Here is a 22020-nt window from a genome sequence, read left to right as displayed (position 1 = left end):
CCGGGAAGGAAAGTCTGGTCCCATGTTCAAGGGTTCCCTCGTCGCGCTGATCTCGCCCATGTCCGCGGACGGCGCGCTGGACCCCAAAGCCTTCCAGGAGCTGGTCGCCTGGCAGGTGGCCGAGGGCACCAGCGGCCTGATCCCGGTCGGCACCACGGGCGAGAGCCCGACCCTGTCGCATGACGAGCACCGCCGCGTGGTCGAGCTCTGCGTCGAGGCGGCCGGCGGGCGCGTCCCCGTCATCGCCGGCACCGGGTCGAACAGCACGGCGGAAGCCATCGCGCTGACCCGCCACGCCAAGGCGGCCGGCGCCGACGCCGCCCTGGTGGTCACGCCCTACTACAACAAGCCGACCCAGGAAGGCCTGTACCTGCATTTCACGGCGATCGCCGATGCGGTCGACCTGCCGATCGTCATCTACAACATCCCGCCGCGCAGCGTGATCGACATGTCGGTGGAGACCATGGCCCGCCTGGCCAGGCACCCGAACATCGTCGGCGTGAAGGATGCGACCGCCAACCTGGCCCGCCCGCTGCACACCCGCCTGACCGCCGGCGCCGATTTCTGCCAGCTGTCCGGCGAGGACCACACGGCGCTGGCCTTCCGCGCCGCCGGCGGGGTGGGCTGCATCAGCGTCTCGGCCAATGTGGCCCCGCGGCTCTGCGCCGAGATGCATGCCGCCTGGGAAGCCGGCAACATCGCCGAGGCCATGGCGATCCAGGACCGGCTGACCCCGCTGCACGACGCCATGTTCTGCGAGACCTCGCCGGGCCCGGTGAAATACGCGGCCAGCCTGCTGGGCAAGTCGACGCCCTTCTGCCGCCTGCCGATGGCGCCGGTGGCCGAGAGCACCAAGGAGCGGGTGAAGGCGGCGATGCTGAGCGCCGGGCTGCTGAACTGAGGCGACCGCCTCCCCATATCGCCACGACCGAACATGAAGGGGCCGGCGCCGCGGCGCCCCCCATGCTGAGAGACACATGGCCGAGCCCCGCAAGAAATCGCTGATCGCCCACGGCACCGCCGCGCAGAACCGCAAGGCGCGCTTCGACTACAAGATCGGCGACACCTACGAGGCGGGGATGGTGCTGCTGGGGCCGGAGGTGAAGTCGCTGCGCGCCGGCCGCGCCGCCATCGCCGAGGCCTGGGCCGGCGAGCGCGACGGCGAGATCTGGCTGTTCAACTGCTATATCCCGGAATGGCAGGCCGGCAGCTTCGTCTCGCAGTTCGAGCCCCGCCGCCCGCGCAAGCTGCTGCTGAAGAAGAAGCAGGTCGAGGTGCTGACCGGCTCGATCGCCCGCGACGGCGTCACCCTGGTGCCGCTGGAAATCCTGTTCAACGAACGCGGCATCGCCAAGGTCGTGCTGGGCCTGGGCGAGGGCAAGAACAAGGCCGACAAACGCCACGCCATTGCAGCCCGGGACTGGCAGCGGGATAAGGCAAGGTTGATGCGGGACCGGGGCTGAAGATCAGAGGCAGGTCGGGGGAATGAATTCCCCCGAACCCCCTTCTTTTTTCCGTTCCGTTGGCCGTTGAGGCCGCAGCCGCCTCACCACAAGCGGCACCAGGGCGTCCCGGCGGGACGCCTTTTTCATAAAATCAGCGCCAGCTCACAGGTCGCGCTATGGCCGGGCCGTTTCACGTCCCGTCCCCACGTGGACACGGCAGTCACCCCAGAAAGAAGATGGGGGTCTGGGGGAATTCATTCCCCCAGCCTTTGCCCTATGTCTTTACTGCGAAAGGCTTTTCCGCAGATCCGCCAGCACTTCGCGCAGCGCGCCATGGGCCTGGGCCACGTCGCGGCGCAGCAGGAAAGCGCGGGTTTTCGACTGGGTTTCGTTGTCGCCTTCGGTCAGTTCCGTGGCCCCGGCCAGGAAGTCCTGCATGGCTTCCGGGGACGGCGTGGCGCCTTTCGCCCCGGCCTCGTCGATGCGCAGGATCAGGTCCGAATAGCTGCGCAGCCAGGCGAAGGCGGGGTCGTGCATCACCGCCTGCAGCAGGGCGTAGGGGTTGTTGGCCGCCGGGTGGCCGATGGCCTGGGCGTTGAGCAGCGTGCGATGCAGCTCCGCCAGGCGGGCGGTCAGCATCTTGTGGGCGGGCTGGGCGCGCGGGACTTGGATCATGGGCCGTCTCACTCGATGGGGGCTGGCACCGCTTCCGGCATGGCGGGCGCCGGCGGCAGGCGGATCAGCAGGTAGATCATGATGGCCATGGCCGGCAGCGCGGCCGCGGTGGTCAGCAGGAAGAAGTCGGGCCAGCCCAGCCATTCGGCCAGCCAGCCGGAGCTGCCGCCGATGGTGCGCAGCGGCACCGCGGCCAGCGACGAGAGCAGCGCGTATTGGGTGGCGGTGAAGGCCCGGCTGGTGAGGCTGGACAGGTAGGTGACGAAGGCGGCGTCGGCCAGGCCGTCCGTGAAATTCTCGATGCCGACCTGGGCCCAGAGCATGGGCATGTCGTGCCCGGCATGGGCCAGCGCCACATACATCAGGTTGGACAGCATCTGGGTCATGCCGGTCAGCACCAGGGCGCGGGCGGTGCCGATGCGCACCACCAGCCAGCCGCCGGCCAGCGCGCCGAGCAGCGTGGCGAACAGGCCGAAGACGCTGCCGACGGCGGCGACCTCGGTGCGGCTGAAGCCGAGCTCGCGGTAGAAGGGGGCGACCATCACGCCGGCCATGGCCTCGCCCAGCTTGAAGAGCGCGATGAACAGCAGGATGGCCAGCCAGTGCTTGCGGCGGACGAAGTCGGCGAAGGGGTCGACGATGGCGGCGCGCAGCCGGGCCGACCAGGCCATGGCGGCGCGCGGCGCGGCGGCGGGCTCGGGGCCCAGCCAGACGGCCAGGAAGCCGACGCCGATCAGCGCCGCGCAATAGGTGAAGGCCAGCGGCCAGCCGGCGAATTCGGCGACGGTCAGCGCGCCGGCATTGGCCGCCAGCATCGCGCCGCGATAGCCCCAGACGTAGTAGGCCAGGCCCAGGCCCTGCTGGCGTTCCTCCAGGAACTCGATGCGGTAGGCGTCGACGACGATGTCCTGGCTGGCGGAGAGGAAGGCGACCAGGACGGCCACCATGACGGTCAGCGCCGGGTCGACCGCCGGGTTGGTGAAGCCCAGCGCCAGGATGGCGAGGGCGAGGACCGGCTGGATGCTGGCCAGCCAGCCCCGCCGGCGGCCCCAGCGGCGGAAGAAGGGTGGCGGCGCGTGGTCGATCAGCGGCGACCACAGGAATTTCAGCGAATAGGACAGGCCGATCAGCGCGGTGAAGCCGATCGCCGCCAGCGAGATGCCGGATTCCGACATCCATTGCCGCAGCACGAAGGCGGTCAGCGGCAGCGGCACGCCGGCGGAGAAGCCGAGGGCCAGCATGATCAGGAAGCGGCGGTCGTTGGCGATCGCGGGGAGGAGGCGGGGCATGGGCCGCCAACTTGCCATGCCGGCCGCGGCTTTAGAACCGGGCCGGCCTGGGGTGGGCGAAAATCAACCCGGCGGGCAAGCCTGCGCGAGTCGCGCAGAAATCCCAGGGTGCCTAGCGTCCACGATGCGGAAAATGCGCGAAGATAGCGCCTGATGCGGCTGTATGCAGGCCTAAAATCGCGCGATCCACGCAGGATGCGGTTGACTTCCCCCGCCAGGAGGCCGAAGCAACGCCGCAATTCTGCGCATTTCGCGCACAACGAAAGGCCCGGGCCTGGCCCGGGTCCGTGAGGACGTTGATGCAGATTCCGATCAAGCGTGGCATCGAGGCGGTGCCCGGCGGCATGATGGTGGTGCCGCTGGCGCTCGGCGCCCTCATCGCCACCTTCTTCCCCGACACGCCGAAATTCTTCGGCTCCTTCACCGGGGCGCTGTTCAACGGCTCGCTGACCATCCTGGCGGTCTTCTATGTCTGCATGGGCGCCAGCATCGACTTCAAGGCGACCCCCTATATCCTGAAGAAGGGCGGCACCCTGTTCGGCGTGAAGGTCGGCATGGCCATGGTGCTGGGCGTGATCTTCGGCCAGATCCTGGGCGAGGCCCCGGTCGGCGCCGGCGTCTTCGCCGGGCTGTCGACGCTGGCCATCGTCGCCGCCATGAACGACACCAATGGCGGCCTCTACATGGCGCTGATGGGCCAGTATGGCGAGCCGCGCGACGTCGGCGCCTATACCGTCATGACGCTGGAATCCGGCCCCTTCCTGACCATGATCACGCTGGGCGTGGCGGGCCTCTCGGCCTTCCCCTGGCCGACGCTGGTGGGCTCGATCCTGCCGCTGCTGGTCGGCATGCTGCTGGGCAACCTGGACCGCGACATGCGCGCCTTCCTCAGCCGCGCCATCCCGGTGATGATCCCGTTCTTCGCCTTCGCCCTCGGCAGCGGGCTGGACCTGGCGAAGGTGTGGCAGGCCGGCCTGCTGGGTCTCGGCCTCGGCGTCGCCGTCGTCGTGGTCACCGGCATCCCGCTGTTCTTCGCGGATCGCGCCATCGGCGGCACCGGCGTCGCCGGCGTGGCCGCGGCGTCCACCGCCGGCAATGCCGCCGCGGTGCCGGCCATCGTGGCGGCGGCCAACCCGGTCTATGCGGATGCCGCGGCCCACGCCACCATCCTGGTCGCGGCCGCCGTCATCGTCACCACCGTGCTGGTGCCGCTGCTGACCGCCTGGACCGCCCGCCGCTTCGGCAACCGCCACGACAACGCCCCCCAGGCGTAAGGACAAGAAGAATGGCCGCCCTGCCGCCGCGCTGGCTGATCCTGGCCGATGACCTGACCGGCGCCGCCGATTGCGCCATCGCCTTCGCCCGCCGCGGCCTCGCCGCCTCGGTGGGGTGGCATGGGGCGGCGGAAGGGCAGGGGGGCGCCACGCCCCCCGCCATCCTGGCGATCGATGCCGACAGCCGCCGCCTCGACCCCGGGGCGGCGGCGTCGCGCCATGTGGCGCTGCTCGCCGCGCATCACGGCGCCGGCGTCGGGCTGATCAAGAAGATCGATTCGACCCTCCGCGGCCAGCCGGCGGCCGAGCTCGCCGCCACCTGCGCCGCGCTGCGCCAGGCCGGGCAGCCGCGCCTGGCCATCGTCGCCCCCGCCTTCCCGGCCACCGGCCGCACCACCGAGGCCGGCAGCATCCGCCTGCAGGGCACGGCGCTGGAGACCACGCCGCTCTGGGCGCGCGACCACAGCTACGACACCGCCCATCTGCCCGGCGTGCTGCAGGGCGTGGGCCTGACCGCCCGCCATTTTTCTCTGACGGTCATCCGCAGCGGGCCCGCGGCGCTCGCCACAGCCCTGCAGCAGGCCATCGCCGAGGGGCTGGACGCGGTCGTCTGCGACGCGGTGGAGGCTGCCGACCTGGACCGCCTGGCCGCCGCCAGCCTGCCGCTGGCCGAGGAAGTCTTCTGGGTCGGCTCCGGCGGCATCGCCGCGGCGCTGGCCGCCACCCTGCCGCCCGCGGCCGAAGCCGCGGCACCCCCGGTGCTGCCGCCAGCCCAGGGCGGCGTGCTGGTCGTCGTCGGCAGCGTCGCCGAGGCCTCCCGCGCCGCGGCCGCCAGGCTGGTGGCGTCCGGCACCGCCACCCGCTTCGGCGTGCCGCCCGCTTTGCTGCGCGCCGGCGACCGCCATCCGGGCTGGGGCGCGCTCGCCGCCGGCATCGCCGACAGCCTGGCGCAGAAGCGCGACACCCTGGTCGAGATCGACGCCGACCCCGCCGCCGATCTCAGCCAGGGCGCCATCCTGGCCGAGCGGCTGGCAGCCCTCCTGGCGCCCGCCGCCCCGGGCATCGCCGGCCTCTTCGCCACCGGCGGCGAGACCGCCTGCGCGCTGCTGACCCATCTCGGCGTGCATGGCATCCGCCTCCTGGAGGAGGTCGAGCCCGGCGTGCCGCTCGGCATCACCGAGGGCGCGCGCGCCATTCCGGTGATGACCAAGGCCGGCGCCTTCGGCCATGAGGGCACCATCCTGAACAGCCTGTCCCGCCTGCACGCCCTGCTCGGAGCCTGATCCCATGACCAACGCCCCTGCCGTCGACACCCGCCCCATCGTCGCCATCACCATGGGCGACGCCTCGGGCATCGGCCCCGAGATCATCATGAAGGCCCTGGCCCGGCCGGACGTCTATGCGATCTGCCGCCCGCTGGTGGTCGGCGACGCCAACCGCCTGCGCGAGGCCGATGCGCTGACCAAGACCAACCTGCAGGTCGCGGCGCTGCAGGAGCCCTCGGGCGCCCAGTACCAGATCGGCACCGTCGACTGCATCGACCTGGGCCTGATCCCGGCCGGCCATCCCTTCGGCCAGCTCTCGACCCTCTCGGGCGAGGGCGCCTATCGCTACATCGAGCGCGCCACCCGCCTGGTCGAGGCCGGCGCGGCCGACGCCATCTGCACCGCCCCGCTGTCGAAGGAGGCGCTGCACGCCGCCGGCCACAAGTATCCCGGCCATACCGAGCTGCTGGCGCATCTGACCGGCACGCCCGAGGTGTCGATGATGCTGGTGGCGCCGAAGCTGCGCGTCATCCACGTGACCACGCATATCGGCCTGATGGACGCGATCCGGAAGATCGAGCCGGCGCTGGTCGAGCGCGTCATCGCCCGCGGCCACGCCACCCTGGTCAAGGCCGGCATCGCCGAGCCCCGCATCGGCGTCTGCGGCATCAACCCGCATGCCGGCGAGAACGGCCTCTTCGGCCAGGGCGAGGAGGAAGAGAAGATCATCCCCGCCGTGCTGGCCTGCCAGGCCAAGGGTTGGTCCGTCACCGGGCCGCTGCCGGCCGACACGCTGTTCTTCCGCGCCGCCCGCGGCGACTTCGACCTGGTGGTCGCCATGTACCACGACCAGGGGCACGGGCCGGTGAAGGTGATGGGGCTGGAGGCCGGGGTGAACATCACCATCGGCCTGCCCGTCATCCGCACCTCGGTCGACCACGGCACCGCCTTCGATATCGCCGGCAAAGGCATCGCCGACGAAGGCAGCCTGATCGAGGCGCTGCGGCAGGCGGTGGATCTCGCGCCGAAGCGCAGCAAGTAAGACAGCAAGCAGCGGGGGGAGGTATCCCCCCGCGCCCCCTTCTATTTCTGCAAAACGGCTCTTGCGGGACCGGTGCACACCGGTCCAGATCGGCGCATGCGACACCGGAAGAGCCGCCACGACGATATCCTGGGCGCCATGGCCGAAGGCGTCGTGGACGTCGACAGCCTGGCGGCACGCTTCGGGGTCTCGGCCTCGACCATCCGCCGCGACCTGCAGGACCTCTCGGCCCGCCGCGCCATCGCCCGCACCTATGGCGGGGCGATGCTGGCCCATGCCGTGCCCGAGGAAAGCCTGGGCGCCCGCAGCCAGCAGCACCGCGACGCCAAGGCCGCCATCGCCGCCGCCGCCCTGGCCCTGGTCGAGGAAGGCGACACGCTGATCCTCGACGGCGGCTCGACGGTCGAGGCGCTGGGCCGCCGCCTGGCCGGCCGCCGGCTGCGGGTGATCACCAACAACCTGGCGCTGATCCCGGTGCTGGCCGATGCGCCGGGGATGGAGCTGGTCGTGCTGGGCGGCACGGTGCGGCCGATCAGCATGGGCACCACCGGCAGCCTGGCCGAGCAGGCGCTGCGCTGCATGACCGCCGACAAGCTGTTCACCAGCGCCGACGGCGTGATGCCCGGCTATGGCCTGTGCGAGGCCACGCTGGAGCAGGTGTCGCTGAAGTCGCTGATGATGCGCCAGGCGGCCGAGGTGTTCGTGCTGGCCGATGCCTCGAAGCTGGGGCGGGCGGAGCAGCCCTTCTGGGCGCCATTGCGCCCGGGCGTGGCGCTGGTGACCGATGCCGCGGTCGAGGCTTGTGCTGGTTTCGCGGCTGAAGGCGTCCGCGTCGTGCCGGCTGACTGACAAGAATAGAAGGGGCCCCGGGGGGGACCCGAGGCATTGCCTCGGACAGACCCCCCGGCCTTGCCGTTCTCTAGGCCGCGCGAACCTTCGACACGAAGTCGTCCACCGCGCCGGTCAGCTGCTCGGACTGGCGCGACAGGTCGCTGGCGGCGGCCAGCACCTGGCTGGCGGCAGCCCCCGTGCTGCTGGCGCCCTGGCCGACCGAGGCGATGTTCAGCGTCACCACGCCGGTCGCCTGCGCCGTCTCCTGCACGGTGCGGGCGATCTCGGCGGTGGCAGCACTTTGCTCCTCGACGGCGGCGGCGATGGCCACCGTGATGCGGCTGACCTCGTCGATGGTCGCGGTGATGGCGCCGATGGCCTGGACCGCCTGCTGCGTCGCCTGCTGGATCGCGCCGATCTGGGCGCCGATCTCCTCGGTCGCCTTGCTGGTCTGGGCGGCGAGGTTCTTCACCTCGGATGCCACGACCGCGAAGCCCTTGCCGGCCTCGCCCGCGCGCGCCGCCTCGATCGTGGCGTTCAGCGCCAGCAGGTTCGTCTGGCTGGCGATCGAGGTGATCAGGTTCACCACCTCGCCGATCTTGCCGGCGCCCTCGGCCAGGATGCGGACGGTGTTGTCGGTCTCCCGCGCCCGCTCGACCGCCTGGCCGGAGACGCTGGTGGCCTGGGTCACCTGCCGGCTGATCTCGCTGATCGAGGCCGAGAGCTCCTCCGCCGCCGAGGCCACGGTCTGCACGCCGCCGCTCGCCTCATGCGCGGCCGAGGCCACGGAATTGGCCTGGGCATTGGTCTCCTCCGCCGTGCCGGTCATGGCGCGGGCGGTGGCCTCCAGCTCGGTCGCCGCCGAGGAGACGACGCCGACCATGTCGCCGACGCGGGCCTCGAAGGCGCTGACCAGTTGCGCCAGGGTCTCGGCGCGCTTCTGCCGGGCCTGCTGCGCGGCGGCCTGCTCGGCGGCCAGGGCGTCGGCATGCTGCAGCCCGGTGCGGCATTCGTCGACGGCGCGCGACATGTCGCCGACCTCGTCGCCGCGGGCCAGGTCGGGCAGGGCGACGGCATAGTCGCGCTGGGCGATGCGGCGCAGCGCGGCCGCCAGGCCCACGATGCTGCGGGCAATGTGGCGGTCGAGGAACAGGGCGGCGCCGATGCCGGCGAGCAGCGCCAGGGCCAGCACCAGCCCGGTCAGCCAGAGCCCGCGCTGATAGGTCGCGGCGGCTTCCTCGGCGGCGGCACCGGCGCCGGCCTCGTTCAGCGCGCTGAGCTCGTCCAGCGTGGCGAAGACCTTGCGGATCGCCTGCGCGCCCACCGTGTTGAACAGGCCAATCGCCGTGGCGTCGCCGCCGGGCGCGGTCAGAGCGCGCTCGGTCGCCGCCAGATAGGCGGCGTATTCGCTGCGGGCTCGGGTCACCAGCGCCTGCTCGCCCGGGGTGGAGCTGAGGCTGGCGGTGGCGGCGAAATCGACCTCGACGTCGCGCCGGCGGCTGGCCACGTCGGTCTGCGCCGAGGCGCGCTGCTCGGCATCCGCGGTGGCGACCACGCGGGCGGCGCTGGTGCGCTCGCGCGACAGGCTGAATTGCAGATGCGTGATGGCGCGCACCGAGGGCAGCCAGTTGGACTGGATCTCCACCACCCCCGCCTGCACATGGCTGAGCTGCTGCAGCCCCAGCAGGCCAAGCAGGGTGGTGAGCAGCAGCAGCAGGCCGAAGGCGCCGAGCAGCTTGCTGCGCAGGCGAAGGCGGCCGACGAGGGTGCGCATCTCTTTTTCCGGGACTGGTTTACCATCCCGTCTTCGTTCTGAATCTTTTCTTAAATATTAACGACCCAATCCCGGTTGGCCGCAAAAGACGACGGCACATGACCGTGTCGCCATCTGTCGGCTGCAACTTCCACCGCCGCCGGTCCTTTCGCCCCCTGGGAACAGGAAACCCCTGGGAACAGGAAAGCGGCGCCATGGCAGGCCAGGCCAGCACGGCCCATCGCGGCAGCCGCGCCTATGCGGTCAGCCTGGCGCGCGGCGTGGCCGGCGCGCTGATCTTCGCCTTCCCGCTGGTGATGACGATGGAGATGTGGTCGATCGGCTTCTCGGTGACGCCGCCGCGGCTGCTGCTGTTCCTGGTGCTCGGCCTCGGCGTGCTGGCGGGGCTCGCCTATTACAGCGGCTTCGAGCCGGCCACCGACTGGCTGGACGCGCTGCTCGACGCGCTGGTGGCCTTCGCCATCGGGCTGGTCGGCAGCGGGCTGCTGCTCTGGCTGTTCGGCATCGTCACCGCGGATCTCGGCTGGCATGCCGCGCTCGGGATGGTGGCGCTGCAGGCGGTGCCGGCGGGGATGGGGGCGGTGGCCGCGCGGCGGCAATTCGGCGCCCGTCCCGGCGAGGCGCGGGAGGACCGCGCCGGCTATCCGGCGCAGCTGTTCCTGATGCTGGCCGGCGCGCTGTTCCTGGCCTTCAACGTGGCGCCGACCGAGGAGGTGCTGCTGATCGCGCTGCGCATGCGCCCCGTCCCGCTGATCGGGCTGATGGCGCTGTCGCTGCTGCTGCTGCACCTGCTGGTCTATACCATCGGCTTCGCCGGGCAGGAGCGGCGGCCGGAAGGCGCCGGGCTCTGGCGCACCTTCTGCGCCTACACGCTGGCGGGCTACGGCCTGGCGCTGGCGGTCAGCTTCTACGCGCTGTGGACCTTCGGCCGCGCCGACCTGGAGAGCCTGCCGATGATGGCCATGGCAACGGTGGTGCTGGGCTTTCCGGCAGCACTCGGCGCCGCCATCGCCCGGCTTGTGGTGTGACGGCCATGGGCAGCAAGCCGGCGCTGGAATGGATCATGGCGGCGATCGGAGCGGGGCTGACGCTGGCCACCCTGGCCGTCGTCGCCAGCGACATTTCCGCCAGCCGTGGCGACCCGGTGCCGCGGCTGCGCATCGCCGCCGAGGCCCCGCGGCCGGATGGCCAGGGCGCCTTCCTGGTGCGCTTCACGGTGACCAACGCGGCGCCGGCGACGGCGGCGCAGGTGACGGTGGAGGGCGTGCTGGCAGAGGGCGACCGCGTGCTGGAGACCAGCCAGGTCACGCTCGACTATGTGCCGCGCGGCTCCAGCGCCCGTGGCGGGCTGTGGTTCCGCCAGGATCCCGGCGGGCGGCTCCGGCTGCGGGTGACCGGCTATGCCGAGCCCTGAAGATTAAATTGCCGTAGACCCGGAATCGGGGCCCGGGATCACGGATCGACGGCGCGGGCGAGGACCGCGACATCGGCCGCCGCGGCCGAGGTCGGGTGCCGGCTGAGCAGCGGGGTCTGCCGGCGGATGGCGTCGCGCACCCGCTCGTCGCGCCGCACCAGCCCGGCCAGCGGCACGTCGCGCTGCAGGAAGGTGCTGCAGGCGCGCTGCAGGGTCGCCGCGGTGCGGCGGCCGGAGGCGACGTCGATCGCCTGGTTCACCACGATCCGCGCATCGCCGCCCGGCCGGTCGGTGCCATGCAGCTTCAGCGTGGCATAGGCGTCGGTCAGGCTGGTCGGCTCGTCGGTGGCGACCACCAGCAGCGTGTCGGCCGCCGCCGCCAGCCGGCGCGTGGCCGGCGCCAGGCCCGCGCCGAGGTCGAGGATCACCACGTCCCAGCGCCCGGTCGCCGCGCGCAGCAGCGTCGCCACATGCTCGACCACCTCGGGGCGCAGGCTCGCCAGCATGCCGCTGCCGGAGCGCCCGGCGAGCACGTCGAAGCCGCCCTCGGGATGGTGGATCACCGCCTGGGTCAGCGCGATCCGCCCGGCCAGCACGCCCTGCAGGTCGCGCTCCGGCTGCAGGCCGAGCTGCACGTCGACATTGGCGAGGCCGAGGTCGCCATCGGCCAGCAGCACCCGGCGGCCGCGCTGGGCCAGCGTCTGCGCCAGGGTGATGGCCAGCCAGGTCTTGCCCACCCCCCCCTTGCCGGAGGCGATGGCGATCAGCCGGCCGGCGGTGGCCTGGGGCTGGAAGTTGAGCGGCGGGTCCGGGCGGAAGGCGAGGTCGGGCATCAGGGGAGGACTCCAGCCGTCAGCGGGGGGACAGGCAAGGGGGTGTCGGCGGCGGGCGGGGCGTGGCTGCGCCGGCGCAGCCGCGCGGCGAGCCATTCAGGGTTCAGCGGCAGCAACTGGCCGGAGGCCTCGGGGCCGGTGCCGCCCACCGACAGCACCAGCTGCCCGGCGGCGGCGGCGGCCAGCACGCTGCCCAGGCGGCGCGTCGCGTCCAGCCGGGTGGCGACCAGGTGGGTGGCGCCCAGGGCGCGGAAGGCGCGGGCCAGCTCGGCGGCCTCGGCGCAGTCCAGCCCGGCCGGCAGGACGAGGGCCACATGCGGCCGGGTCTGCGCGATCAGCGCCGCCAGCAGCCGCGCCTGGTGCGGCTCGAAGGGGTCGGTGCCGGGGGTGTCGATCAGCACGGCGCCGCCCGGCGGCCGCAGCGCGATGGCCTGCAGCGCGGCGGAGGGGCTGGTGGCCTGGGCCAGGCTCGCGCCCAGCACCTCGGCCACGCCGGTCAGCTGGTCGGCCGCCCCCGGGCGCTGGTGGTCGGTGTTGATCAGCAACGGCGGTGATTCGCCATCCATCACGTGGCGCGCGGCGATCTTGACGGATGTCAGGGTCTTGCCGGCGCCCGGCGGCCCGGCCAGCAGCAGCGGCCGCGTGCCCAGGACGGGCAGCCCGCCGAAGCGGAAGCCGGCGGCCAGCGTCGCCTCCAGCGGGCCGGAGAGCAGCCGGTCGCGCAGCGGCGCGGGCAGGTTGTGGAAGGCCAGCGCCGCATCGTCGGAGCCGTGGCTGGGCTCCAGCGCCGAGGCGGGCGCCGGCCAGGTGGCGCGCTCCAGCACCGGCTCGGCGGTCGGCAGCACCACCGGCAGCGGCTCGTCCGGCGGGTCGACCTCCAGCGCCGCGGTCGCCTCCACCCCGCCATTGACCCGGCGGGAGGACAGCAGCACGGCATCCGGCCCGAGCTCGGCGGTCAGCAGCCGCATCGCCTCGGTCATCGTGGGGGCGCGGATGACGCGGATGCGCATGGGCTGCTACCCGGGCCTCAGACGCTGCCGAGGACGCGGATGCGCGCCCGCGGATGGATCTCGGCCTGGGCCAGCACCGGGGTGGTCGGGCGGAAGCGCTCGACGACGGCGCGGACATGGGCGCGGATGGCGCCCGAGCAGACCAGGGCCGGGGCGTCGCCGGCAGCGCCCGCGCGGTCCAGCGCGGTGCGCAGCTTCTGCGCGAAGTCGTTGACGCGGGACGGCGCCATGGCCAGCTGGCGCTCCTCCGAGGGGCCGATCAGCGCCTCGGCGAAGGCGGCCTCCCATTCGGCGCCCAGCGTCAGCAGCGGCACGTCGCCCTGGTGGCCGCGCGCCGATTCGGTCAGCTGGCGGGCCAGCCGCGCGCGCACCACGGCGACGATGCTGGCGAGGCCGCGGGCGCCGCCGCCGGCGGTCGCCTCCTGGATGCCCTCCAGGATGGTCGGCAGGTCGCGGATCGAGACGCGCTCGGCCAGCAGCGCCTGCAGCACGCGCTGCACGGTGCCGATGCTGGCCTGGCCGGGCACCAGGTCGGCGACCAGGCGCTTGTTCTCCTCCGGCAGCCCGTCCAGCAGGCGGCGGGTCTCGCTGTGGCTCAGCAGGTCGGCCATGTTCTCGCGCACCACCTCGGTCAGGTGGGTGACCAGGACGCTGGCGGCATCGACGACCGTGCAGCCGCGGGCCAGGGCCTGGTCGCGCAGCGTCTCCTCGATCCACAGCGCCGGCAGGCCGAAGGCCGGCTCCTGGCAGCGCTCGCCGGGCAGCGGCGGCAGCTTGCCGCTGGGGTCGATGGCCAGCAGCATCGGCGGCTTCACCTCGCCGCGCGCCGCCTCGACCTCCTTGACCCGGACCACATAGGTCGACGCCATCAGCTGCATGTTGTCCTGCACCCGGACGCTGGGCAGCACGAAGCCCATCTCCTGCGCGATGCTCTTGCGCAGCTGGCGGATCTGCTCGGTCAGCCGCGGCGCCTCGCCGGAGGCGAGCGAGAGCAGGCCATAGCCGATCTCCAGCCGCAGCTGGTCCATGCGCAGCGCCTCGGCCACTGGCGCCTCCTCGGCCGCGGCCTTGGCGGCGGGGTCGAGCGGTGCGGCGGCGCGGGACGGCGCCAGGGCCTTGGCCTGCTCCACCTTGCGCCGGTTCCAGGCGAGGCCGCCGCAGACGCCGGCGATGGCCAGGAAGGGCAGCGCCGGCATGGACGGCATGGTGGCCATGACCAGCGCGCTGCCGGCGGCGATGGCCAGCGGCTTCGACGAGGTGCCGAGCTGGCCGGCCAGGATCTGGTCGGCGCGGCCCTCGCCGCCGCCCTTGGTCACCACGATGCCGGCGGCGACCGAGATCAGCAGCGCCGGGATCTGCGTCACCAGCCCGTCGCCGACGGTCAGGATGGCGAAGGTCTCGGCGGCGTCGCCGAAGCCCATGCCGTGCCGGCCCATGCCGATGGCCAGGCCGCCCAGCAGGTTGACGGCGGTGATGATCAGGCCGGCGATGGCGTCGCCGCGGACGAACTTGGCGGCGCCGTCCATGGCGCCGTAGAAGCCGCTCTCCTCCTCCAGCTCGCGCCGGCGGCGGCGGGCCTCGGGCTCCTCGATGATGCCGGCGGACAGGTCTGCGTCGATCGCCATCTGCTTGCCGGGCATGGCGTCGAGGCTGAAGCGCGCGGCGACCTCGGCGATGCGGCCGGAGCCCTTGGTCACCACCATGAAGTTGACGATCAGCAGGATGGCGAAGACCACCAGGCCGATCAGCACGTCGCCGCCCATCAGGAAGTTGCCGAAGGCGGCGATGACGCCGCCGGCCGAGCCCGGCCCCTCATGCCCATGCGTCAGCACGGCGCGGGTGGTGGCGACGTTCAGCGCCAGCCGCATCAGCGTGGTCAGCAGCAGGATGGTGGGAAACGAGGTGAAGTCGAGCGGCCGCTGCAGCAGCAGCGCCACCATCAGCACCAGCACCGAGGCGGTGATGGAGATCGCCAGGCCGAGGTCGAGCAGCATGGTCGGCAGCGGCACCAGCATCACCGCCAGCAGGCAGATGACGCCGAGCGCCAGGCCCACATCGGTGCCGATGCGGAACTTCTTCAGCGCGGCGGGCAGCGGCAGGGCGAGGGCCACGCTCGCTTACTCCGCCGCCGCCGCGCCGCCGGGGGCGGTGACCGCCAGGCCCGAGGCGCGGTAGTCCTGCAGCTTGTTGCGCAGCGCGCGGATCGAGATGCCCAGCACCTCGGCGGCGCGCGTCCGGTTGCCCAGGCAATGCGCCAGGGTGCCGAGGATCAGGTCGCGCTCGACATCCTCCATGCGGCGGCCGACGAGCGCTGCGATGCCCTCCTCGGCCGAGAGATTTGGCGTGGCGGCAGGGGCGGGCGCCGACGGCTGCGGCGCGATGGCGCCATAGCTGGCATAGGCCGGCGCGCTGGCGGTGCTGGCCGTGCTGGCGGCGAGCTCGCCCGGCGTCGGCAGCGGCGGCTGCGGCACGGGGGCAGGCCGTGGCGGATCGGCGAAGAAGGCGGCGGCGGCGGCGATGCCGGCGGCGGCGGCAGGGATGGCGGGCGCGGCGCCGGCCAGCTCGATGGCGTCCGCGCCGATCTCGTCGCCCTCGGCCATCAGCACGGCGCGGTGCAGGGCGTTCTCCAGCTCGCGCACATTGCCGGGCCAGGAATAGGCCAGCAGCGCGCGGCGGGCGGCGGCGTTCAACGGCCGCGCCGGCAGCCCGTTCACCTCGGCGAAGCGCGCGGCGAAGAGATCGGCGAGGGGAAGGATATCGCCCGGCCGCTCGCGCAGCGGCGGCAGCCGCAGCCGCACCACGTCGAGGCGGAAATACAGGTCCTCGCGGAAGCGCCCGGCGCGCACCTCGGCCATCAGGTCGCGGTTGGTCGCCGCCAGGATGCGCACATCGACCTTGATCGGCCGCGTGCTGCCCAGCCGGTCGATCTCGCGCTCCTGCAGCGCGCGCAGCAGCTTGGCCTGCAGCCGCGGATCCATCTCGCCGATCTCGTCGAGCAGCAGCGTGCCGCGCTCGGCCTGCTCGAATTTTCCCTTCCGCGCGGCGACGGCGCCGCTGAAGGCGCCCTTCTCATGGCCGAAGAGCTCGCTCTCCAGCAGGCTCTCCGGCAGCGCGGCGCAGTTCAGCGCGACGAAGGGACCGGCGGCCCGGCGCGAGCCGGCATGGATGCGCCGCGCCATCACCTCCTTGCCGGTGCCGCTCTCGCCGGTGATCAGCACGGACGCCTCGGCGCGCGCCACCTGGTCGGCCCGCGCCATCACCGCGGCCATGACCGGGTCGCGCAGCGCGGCGGCGGCGGCGGGCTCCTCCGGCTGCTCGCCGGCGGCGGCCTGCAGCATGGCCGCGATCAGGTCGGCATCGGGCGGCAGGGGCAGGAAGTCGCGGGCGCCGGCGCGGATCGCGCGCACGGCGGTCTCGGCCGCGGCATCGACGCCGCAGGCGATGACCGGGCAGAGGATGCGCTCGGCCAGCATGGCGCGCACCAGCCAATCGATGTCGTGATGCACCTCGCAGAGCAGCACGTCGGCGCCGTCCGCGCGCAGCCGGGCCATGGCGCTGGTGACGCCTTCGACCTGGGCGATCCGCGCGCCGCGCGCCTGGGCCATGCGCGCGGCCAGCCCCAGCTCCCCCGCCAGGGGGCCGACGATCAGCACGCGGGGCATGGGCTCAGCCCACCCGGTCGGTCTTGACGATCTCGGTCATGGTGACGCCCAGCCGGTTCTCGCCCACCATCACCACCTCGCCACGCGCCACCAGGCGGTTGTTGACGTAGATGTCGACGGCCTCGCCGAGCTTGCGGTCGAGCTCGACCACCGCGCCACGGCCCAGCTTCAGCAGCTGGCTGACCTGCATGGTGGCGCGGCCCAGCACGGCGCTGACCTGGACGGGAATATCGTAGACGGCGTTGAGATCGGCGGCGGCGCGACGCGGCACCTCGCCTTCCGGCACATCGGGCAATTCGCCCAGCGCCACATTGCCGCGCATCATCGGGTCCTGCATTTTGCCTTCCCTCTGCCTCTACCCTGGAACTCTACTGTCGCCGGCCTGTTCTGGGCCAGCACGCGGCAGTCTTCAGCATGCGCCTGTCTCGCGCACGCAATCGTCACCGGCATCTGTCACCGGCAATTCTCACCGGCAATCGTCACCGGCATGCATCCGCCGTCGGCAAGCAGCGTCAGCCGATCGGCGCCAGGCCGGCCTCGTCGGCCAACGCCGCCGGCGTCACCAGGCCGCAGGCGACCAGCGCCGCGACCACCGCCTGCCGCGCCGCGGCGCCGCGGCGCGAGGCCTCGCCCGACTGCCAGCTTAGCACGGCATCGCCCGGCACGAGTCCTGCAACCGCGACAACCTCGACCTGCTTCATCGTCGCGAAGCGCGCGGAGAGCGGCGCCACCAGGGTCTCCTCCACCTGCACCGTGACCGCGGGCTCTTCCCGCAGCACCGGCAGCAGCGCGTCGACGAAAGCCTCGGTCTCGACAGCGCCGAAGCGCGCGCCGAGCGCGGGCATGGCGGCGCAAAGCGCTGCCAGCGCGGTCTCGGCGACGGCGCGCGCGGCATCCTCGGCGATGGCGGCACTCGCCCGCGCCGCCTCGGTGAAGCCGCTGGCGGCCATGCGCAGCGCCGCGACCGCCGTGGTGTCACGCTCCGCCTCGACCTCGGCGCGGCCCTGGGCCAGGCCCGCGGCCATGCCCTCGGCGCGGCCGGCGGCGAAGGCCTCGGCGCGGGCGGCCTCGAGCAATTCGGGCAGCGGGTCATGCGCCGGCTCCGGCGCCGCCGCCTTGATGGCGGGCGCGTCGAAGTCGTTGGCGGTGAACATATGCACCGGCGCCGAGCCCATGCCGCCGGCGATGCGGCGCGACGGCGTCGACTGCGTCGCCGCGGTCGCCGGCTTGCGGAACAGGATCGCGTGATGCGTGCCGATCAGCGGCGAGCTCTCGTCGAGCGCCATGGCGAGGTCGAGGCTCAATACACCAGCTCCTCGGGCTGGCCGCCTTCGGCCAGGCGGATCTCACCCTGCTGCGCCAGCTCCTTGGCCATGGCGACCATGGCCATCTGCGCCTCCTCGACATCGCGCAGCCGGGTCGGGCCGAGGGCGGCGATATCGTCCTTCAGCATCCGGCCGGCCCGCTCGGACATGCTCTTGAAGAACTGGTCGCGCAGGTTCTCCGAGGCACCCTTCAGCGCGATCGCCAGCTTCTCCTTCTCTACGGCGCGCAGCAGCACCTGCATGCCGGTCGGATCGAGCCGGCGCAGATCCTCGAAGGTGAACATCAGCGAGCGGATGCGCGCGGCGCTCTCCGAGGACTGCTCCTCCAGCGCCGCCATGATGCGGCCCTCGGCGCCACGGTCGAGGTTGTTCATGATCTCGGCCATCAGCTCATGCGAGTCGCGCCGCGCCGAGCGCGCCAGGTTCGACATGAACTCGGCCTTCAGCGTGCGCTCGACGCCTTCCAGCGCCTCGGCCTGCGGGCTTTCCATCCGCAGCATGCGCATCACCACTTCCATGGCGAAGCTGTCGGGCAGCAGCGCCAGCACGCGGGCCGCATGGTCGGGCCGCACCTTGGTCAGCACCACGGCGACCGTCTGCGGGTATTCGTTCTTCAGGTAGTTGGCGAGCACCGCCTCGTTCACGTTGCCCAGCTTGTCCCACATGGTGCGGCCGGCGGGACCGCGCAGCTCCTCCATGATCTGGGTGACGCGCTCGCGCGGCAGCGAGCGGAGCAGCATGCGCTCCGTCGTCTCCCAGCTGCCGATCAGCGAGCCGGCCTGGCCGATCTGCTCGGCGAATTCGTGGCACAGCGCCTCGACCGATTCCGCCGGCACCGAGCCGAGCTGCGCCATGGCCGAGGAGACGTCGCGCACCTCGTCGTCATGCATCCGGCTGAGCAGCTTGGAGGCGCGCTCCTCGCCCAGCGCCAGCATCAGCGTCGCCGCCTTCTGCGGTCCGGACAGGCCGCTGGCGCGGCGCACGGTGGTCATGCTCATGACTTTGCGGCCTCTTCAGGCGAGAGCCAGCGGCGGACCACCGCCAGCGTCTCGTCGGGATGCTTGTCGACCAGGTCGGCGAGGGTGTTCAGGCTCGAGATGCGGATCTGGCCGCTGACCATGGCGAGGTCGATCATGGTCTGGTCGGCATCCGACAGCGGCTCGGACGGGTCGCCGCCGGCCAGCGCTGCCATGCCCGGGCCCAGGCCGCTGCCCTGCAGCACGTCGTCGGGGCCCGGCAGGCTGCCGGCGACACCCGGCAGGGCGCCGGCCATGCGCGGGTTCATCCCCTGCACCAGCCGCTTGGCGACCGGGCGGCCGACCAGCAGCAGGGCAAGGAGCGCGACGATGGCATAGACGCCGCTCTCCAGCAGGCGGGCGGTCAGCGCCGGCGTCAGCGCCGGCAGGCCGAGGAAGCCGGCCGCCTGCTCTTCCGCCGCGCCAAAACCCGGGTCGGCGAAGCGGAGCGAGACCACTTCCAGCCGGTCGCCGCGCTGCTCGTTATAGCCGATGGCGCCGCGCACCAGGGCGCTGATGCGGTCGATCTCCTGCGGGGTGCGCTCGCGGAAGCGGGCGGGGCCGCCATTCTCGCCGGGCTCCCAGATGCCATCCACCAGCACGGCGACCGAGACGCGGCGGACCACCGGCTGCTCGCGCATCGTGTTGCGGGTGGTGCGGCCGATCTCGTAGTTGACCGTCTCCTCCTGCCGCGCCTCCTGGCTCTGCGGGCCGCTGGCCTGCGGCGCCGGCGGCGCGCCGGGCAGCTGGTTGGCCACCGAGACATTCTGCGGCTCGCCGTTGCGGCTGCTCTCGTTCACCGAGGACTGGCTGCGCGGCACCTGGTTCTCGGGGTCGAAGCGCTCCTCCGTCGTCTGGATCCGGTCGTGGTCCATCTCGATGGTGGCTTCGGCGCGGACGCGGCCCTGGCCGAGGATGCGCTCCAGCATCTCCTCGACCGAATGCGACATGCGCATTTCCTGGGCGCGGCGGATCTCTTCCTGGGTCTGCACCAGGCCGCTGGCGCCGACCTGGCCGCCGCGCGACAGCAGCTCGCCGCGGCCGTCGACGATGGCGATGTTCTGCGGCTTCAGGCCGGGGACGGCGGCGGCGACCATGTGCAGCACCGCCTGCACGCCCTCGCGGTCGAGCCGCTGCACGCCGCGCATCTGCAGCACGACGCTGCCCTGCGCCTCGCCGCGCTCGCGGGAGAAGGGCTCGCGCCGCGGCAGCACCAGGTGCACGCGCGCCTGGGCCACGCCGTCCAGGCTGCGGATGCTCCTGGCCAGCTCGCCCTCGAGGGCGCGCAGCCGGTTCATGTCCTGCTGGAAGGGGGTGGTGGTCAGGCCACCCTGGCGGTCGAAGATCTCGTAGCCGACGCTGCCGCCGGTGGGCAGGCCCTCGCGCGCCAGGTTGAGCCGCAGCTTCGGGATCATGTCCTCGGGGACCATGATCTCGGCGCCGTTGCGGCTCAGCCGGTAGGGGATGCGCGCCCGCTCCAGCGAGGCGACCACCTGGCCGGCATCGCGCTGGTCGAGATCGCCATAGAGGAGACCCATCGGCGCGGATGTCGTGCGCAGGGTCAGGAAGGCGATCAGCCCGAGCGTCAGCAGCCCGGTGATCCCCAGCGCCGCGAGGCGCATGGGCCCGAAGGCGCGCAGCGAGGTCACCAGGCGGCCCATGCCGCCCGCAACGCTGGCCTGCGCGGCATTCGCGCCGCTTTCCAAAGCTTCCGGTCCCGTCATGGGCCGCTGAGTCGCCGCATTCACCGCCGCCTCCGCGCGCGGTATCCTGCCGCGCGATCACTCTTTCGCGCGCGGGCGTTGATCAGATGTTAACCGGGCCTTGCAGGAAGGGTCGGGCGCCATGCGTTCGGGACGCAGCGCCCCTGCGCAGCGCCCGGCATGGTCGCGCCGCCAGGGGGTTTTGCAACCGCCCTGGCCTCGCTTGGTGCTCGCAGGATGTTTACTGCAGGCCGACCAGCTTATCCATGCTGACCGTCAGCCCGCCGATGGTCAGGGTCGGGTTGCCGTCGGTGCGGGTGACGCTGGTCACCGCGCCGGTCAGGGTCGAGGTCAGGCTGCCGGTGGAGGCGCCCTTCGAATCCGCGCCGGCCACCGTCACGGTGTACTTGCCGTCGGCGAGCGAGCGGCCGTTCGAATCCGTGCCGTCCCAGTTCCAGCTGGAGGCGTCGGAGCCCAGCGCCACGGTCGCCGTGCGCACCGTGGTGCCGCTGGCATTGGCGATGGTGACGATGGCCGTGCTGGCGCCGCCCGCGCCCGACAGCGCCGGCAGCTTGACGCTCTGCGTCTCGCCATCCTGCAGCACCATGGTCTCGCTGTTGATCTCGACATTGCGCCCGACCAGCGCGGTGGCGCTGAGCATCGAGGAGCTCTGCTGCAGCGACAGCAGCGTCTCCAGATGGGCGTTGGTCGCGATCTGCTGCTCGACCGCCGAGAACTGCGCCAGCTGCGTGGTGAACTGGGTCGAATCCGTCGGGTTGGTCGGGTCCTGGTTCTGCAACTGCGTGGTCAGCAGCACCAGGAAGCTCTGCATGTCGCCCGCCAGCTTGGTCCCGGCCGAGGCGCTCGCTTTGGTGCTGGTGGTGCTGGTGGTCGAGGCGGTGGTGACGGCGGCGGTGGTGGCCATTGGGAGAAGATCCTTGCGGCGCGGGTCGGGGTCAGACGGCGAGGTCGAGCAGGGAGGTCGACTGCAAGCGGCGTGCCGCGGCGGCGAGGGCCGCCTCCTCGGCCAATTCTGCCGGGGTCTGTCCCTGCCGGCCGCCACCCTGGCCGCTGCCCTGATTGCTCCCCTGGCCGCCGCGGCCGTCCTGGCGCTGCTGCGCCCCCTGGCCGCCGGAATCGCTCAGCCCCAGGCTGAGGCTGCGCCCGGTCTCGGGGCCCATCCCGGCCTGGGCCAGCGCCTGCTCGATGGCGCCGGCATCGCGCATCAGCAGCAGCAGCGTCTCTGCGCGCTCGGCCTTGACGCTGACCTGGGCGGGGCCGTCGCCATCCTGCTCGATGCTGATCTCGACACGGCCGAGCGCCTCGGGGGCGATGGCGACGCTGATCCGGCTGGGCCCGCCCTCGCTGCCGCGCAGCGCGACGCCGAGCACGGCGCGGCCGACCTGCTGCGCCGGCGGCGGCGGCGCGGCATGGCCATAGGCCTGCAGCGGCGCGCTGGGGG

At 72.5% G+C, this 22020-nt stretch carries 21 protein-coding genes; 8 read left to right on the top strand and 13 right to left on the bottom strand.

Annotated features, from left to right (window positions below; all coding sequences use genetic code 11):
• The first annotated feature begins 22 nt into the window (after window positions 1-22).
• Together dapA and smpB are read left to right on the top strand one after the other, a co-directional pair.
• A complete protein-coding gene (gene dapA / locus GVN67_RS10010; protein WP_159995373.1) occupies window positions 23-901 on the top strand; it encodes a 4-hydroxy-tetrahydrodipicolinate synthase in 879 nt (292 codons plus the stop codon).
• Window positions 902-977: 76 nt separating this feature from the next.
• Window positions 978-1463: an SsrA-binding protein SmpB gene (gene smpB / locus GVN67_RS10005; RefSeq protein ID WP_159995371.1), complete on the top strand. Its 486-nt coding sequence runs from the start codon at window positions 978-980 to the stop codon at window positions 1461-1463.
• 264 nt (window positions 1464-1727) lie between these two features.
• Here the strand turns inward: smpB and GVN67_RS10000 are convergent, their stop codons facing one another.
• Window positions 1728-2120, bottom strand: coding sequence for a hypothetical protein (locus GVN67_RS10000; protein ID WP_159995369.1), 393 nt, complete (start codon window positions 2118-2120; stop codon window positions 1728-1730).
• 8 nt (window positions 2121-2128) lie between these two features.
• Window positions 2129-3409 carry an AmpG family muropeptide MFS transporter gene (locus GVN67_RS09995; RefSeq protein WP_159995367.1) on the bottom strand — a complete coding sequence of 427 codons (1281 nt, stop codon included), beginning with the start codon at window positions 3407-3409 and terminating at the stop codon, window positions 2129-2131.
• Window positions 3410-3708: 299 nt separating this feature from the next.
• Between GVN67_RS09995 and GVN67_RS09990 the strand changes: the two genes are divergently transcribed.
• From GVN67_RS09990 to GVN67_RS09975, 4 genes are all read left to right on the top strand, one after another.
• Window positions 3709-4683, top strand: coding sequence for a 2-keto-3-deoxygluconate permease (locus tag GVN67_RS09990; protein ID WP_159995365.1), 975 nt, complete (start codon window positions 3709-3711; stop codon window positions 4681-4683).
• Window positions 4684-4694: 11 nt separating this feature from the next.
• The gene (locus GVN67_RS09985; RefSeq protein ID WP_159995363.1) at window positions 4695-5966 is read left to right on the top strand and encodes a four-carbon acid sugar kinase family protein; all 1272 of its coding nucleotides are present in this window, start codon (window positions 4695-4697) and stop codon (window positions 5964-5966) included.
• A 4-nt stretch (window positions 5967-5970) separates the two neighbouring features.
• A complete protein-coding gene (pdxA, locus tag GVN67_RS09980) occupies window positions 5971-6990 on the top strand; it encodes a 4-hydroxythreonine-4-phosphate dehydrogenase PdxA (protein WP_159995361.1) in 1020 nt (339 codons plus the stop codon).
• 96 nt (window positions 6991-7086) lie between these two features.
• A complete protein-coding gene (locus tag GVN67_RS09975) occupies window positions 7087-7839 on the top strand; it encodes a DeoR/GlpR family DNA-binding transcription regulator (protein WP_159995359.1) in 753 nt (250 codons plus the stop codon).
• A 70-nt stretch (window positions 7840-7909) separates the two neighbouring features.
• Here the strand turns inward: GVN67_RS09975 and GVN67_RS09970 are convergent, their stop codons facing one another.
• Window positions 7910-9595 (bottom strand): methyl-accepting chemotaxis protein, encoded by a 1686-nt coding sequence (locus tag GVN67_RS09970; protein WP_159995357.1) that lies wholly within the window; start codon window positions 9593-9595, stop codon window positions 7910-7912.
• Window positions 9596-9789: 194 nt separating this feature from the next.
• Between GVN67_RS09970 and GVN67_RS09965 the strand changes: the two genes are divergently transcribed.
• Both GVN67_RS09965 and GVN67_RS09960 read left to right on the top strand, forming a co-directional pair.
• A complete protein-coding gene (locus GVN67_RS09965) occupies window positions 9790-10623 on the top strand; it encodes a TIGR02587 family membrane protein (RefSeq protein WP_159995355.1) in 834 nt (277 codons plus the stop codon).
• A 5-nt stretch (window positions 10624-10628) separates the two neighbouring features.
• The gene (locus GVN67_RS09960) at window positions 10629-11009 is read left to right on the top strand and encodes a TIGR02588 family protein (RefSeq protein ID WP_159995353.1); all 381 of its coding nucleotides are present in this window, start codon (window positions 10629-10631) and stop codon (window positions 11007-11009) included.
• A gap of 38 nt (window positions 11010-11047) precedes the next feature.
• Here the strand turns inward: GVN67_RS09960 and GVN67_RS09955 are convergent, their stop codons facing one another.
• The 10 genes from GVN67_RS09955 to GVN67_RS09910 form a co-directional block, all read right to left on the bottom strand.
• Entirely contained in the window at window positions 11048-11842 is a 795-nt protein-coding gene (locus GVN67_RS09955) for an AAA family ATPase (protein ID WP_200845208.1), read from the bottom strand.
• Window positions 11842-12852: a hypothetical protein gene (locus tag GVN67_RS09950; RefSeq protein WP_159995351.1), complete on the bottom strand. Its 1011-nt coding sequence runs from the start codon at window positions 12850-12852 to the stop codon at window positions 11842-11844. Before GVN67_RS09950 ends, GVN67_RS09955 begins: the two co-directional genes overlap by 1 nt.
• A gap of 17 nt (window positions 12853-12869) precedes the next feature.
• Window positions 12870-14963 (bottom strand): flagellar biosynthesis protein FlhA, encoded by a 2094-nt coding sequence (flhA, locus tag GVN67_RS09945; RefSeq protein WP_159995349.1) that lies wholly within the window; start codon window positions 14961-14963, stop codon window positions 12870-12872.
• A 6-nt stretch (window positions 14964-14969) separates the two neighbouring features.
• Window positions 14970-16514: a sigma-54 dependent transcriptional regulator gene (locus GVN67_RS09940; RefSeq protein ID WP_159995347.1), complete on the bottom strand. Its 1545-nt coding sequence runs from the start codon at window positions 16512-16514 to the stop codon at window positions 14970-14972.
• Between the two features lie 4 nt (window positions 16515-16518).
• Complete coding sequence (gene fliN, locus GVN67_RS09935) at window positions 16519-16836, bottom strand: flagellar motor switch protein FliN (protein WP_235035220.1); 318 nt, start codon at window positions 16834-16836, stop codon at window positions 16519-16521.
• 190 nt (window positions 16837-17026) lie between these two features.
• Entirely contained in the window at window positions 17027-17818 is a 792-nt protein-coding gene (locus tag GVN67_RS09930) for a hypothetical protein (RefSeq protein WP_159995343.1), read from the bottom strand.
• Window positions 17815-18837, bottom strand: coding sequence for a flagellar motor switch protein FliG (fliG, locus tag GVN67_RS09925; RefSeq protein WP_159995341.1), 1023 nt, complete (start codon window positions 18835-18837; stop codon window positions 17815-17817). The genes GVN67_RS09930 and fliG overlap by 4 nt, the downstream gene beginning before the upstream one ends.
• The gene (gene fliF, locus GVN67_RS09920; RefSeq protein WP_235035219.1) at window positions 18834-20579 is read right to left on the bottom strand and encodes a flagellar basal-body MS-ring/collar protein FliF; all 1746 of its coding nucleotides are present in this window, start codon (window positions 20577-20579) and stop codon (window positions 18834-18836) included. The genes fliG and fliF overlap by 4 nt, the downstream gene beginning before the upstream one ends.
• Window positions 20580-20799: 220 nt before the next feature.
• Window positions 20800-21483, bottom strand: a complete 684-nt coding sequence (locus GVN67_RS09915) for a flagellar hook assembly protein FlgD (RefSeq protein ID WP_159995339.1) — start codon at window positions 21481-21483, stop codon at window positions 20800-20802.
• Between the two features lie 31 nt (window positions 21484-21514).
• The coding region (locus GVN67_RS09910) for a flagellar hook-length control protein FliK (protein ID WP_200845207.1) at window positions 21515-22020 on the bottom strand (506 nt) is incomplete at its 5' end.

It is taken from the genome of Roseomonas sp. 18066 (assembly GCF_902706185.1).
Lineage (GTDB): Bacteria > Pseudomonadota > Alphaproteobacteria > Acetobacterales > Acetobacteraceae > Pseudoroseomonas.
This window is presented reverse-complemented; position numbering and strand designations above follow the sequence as displayed.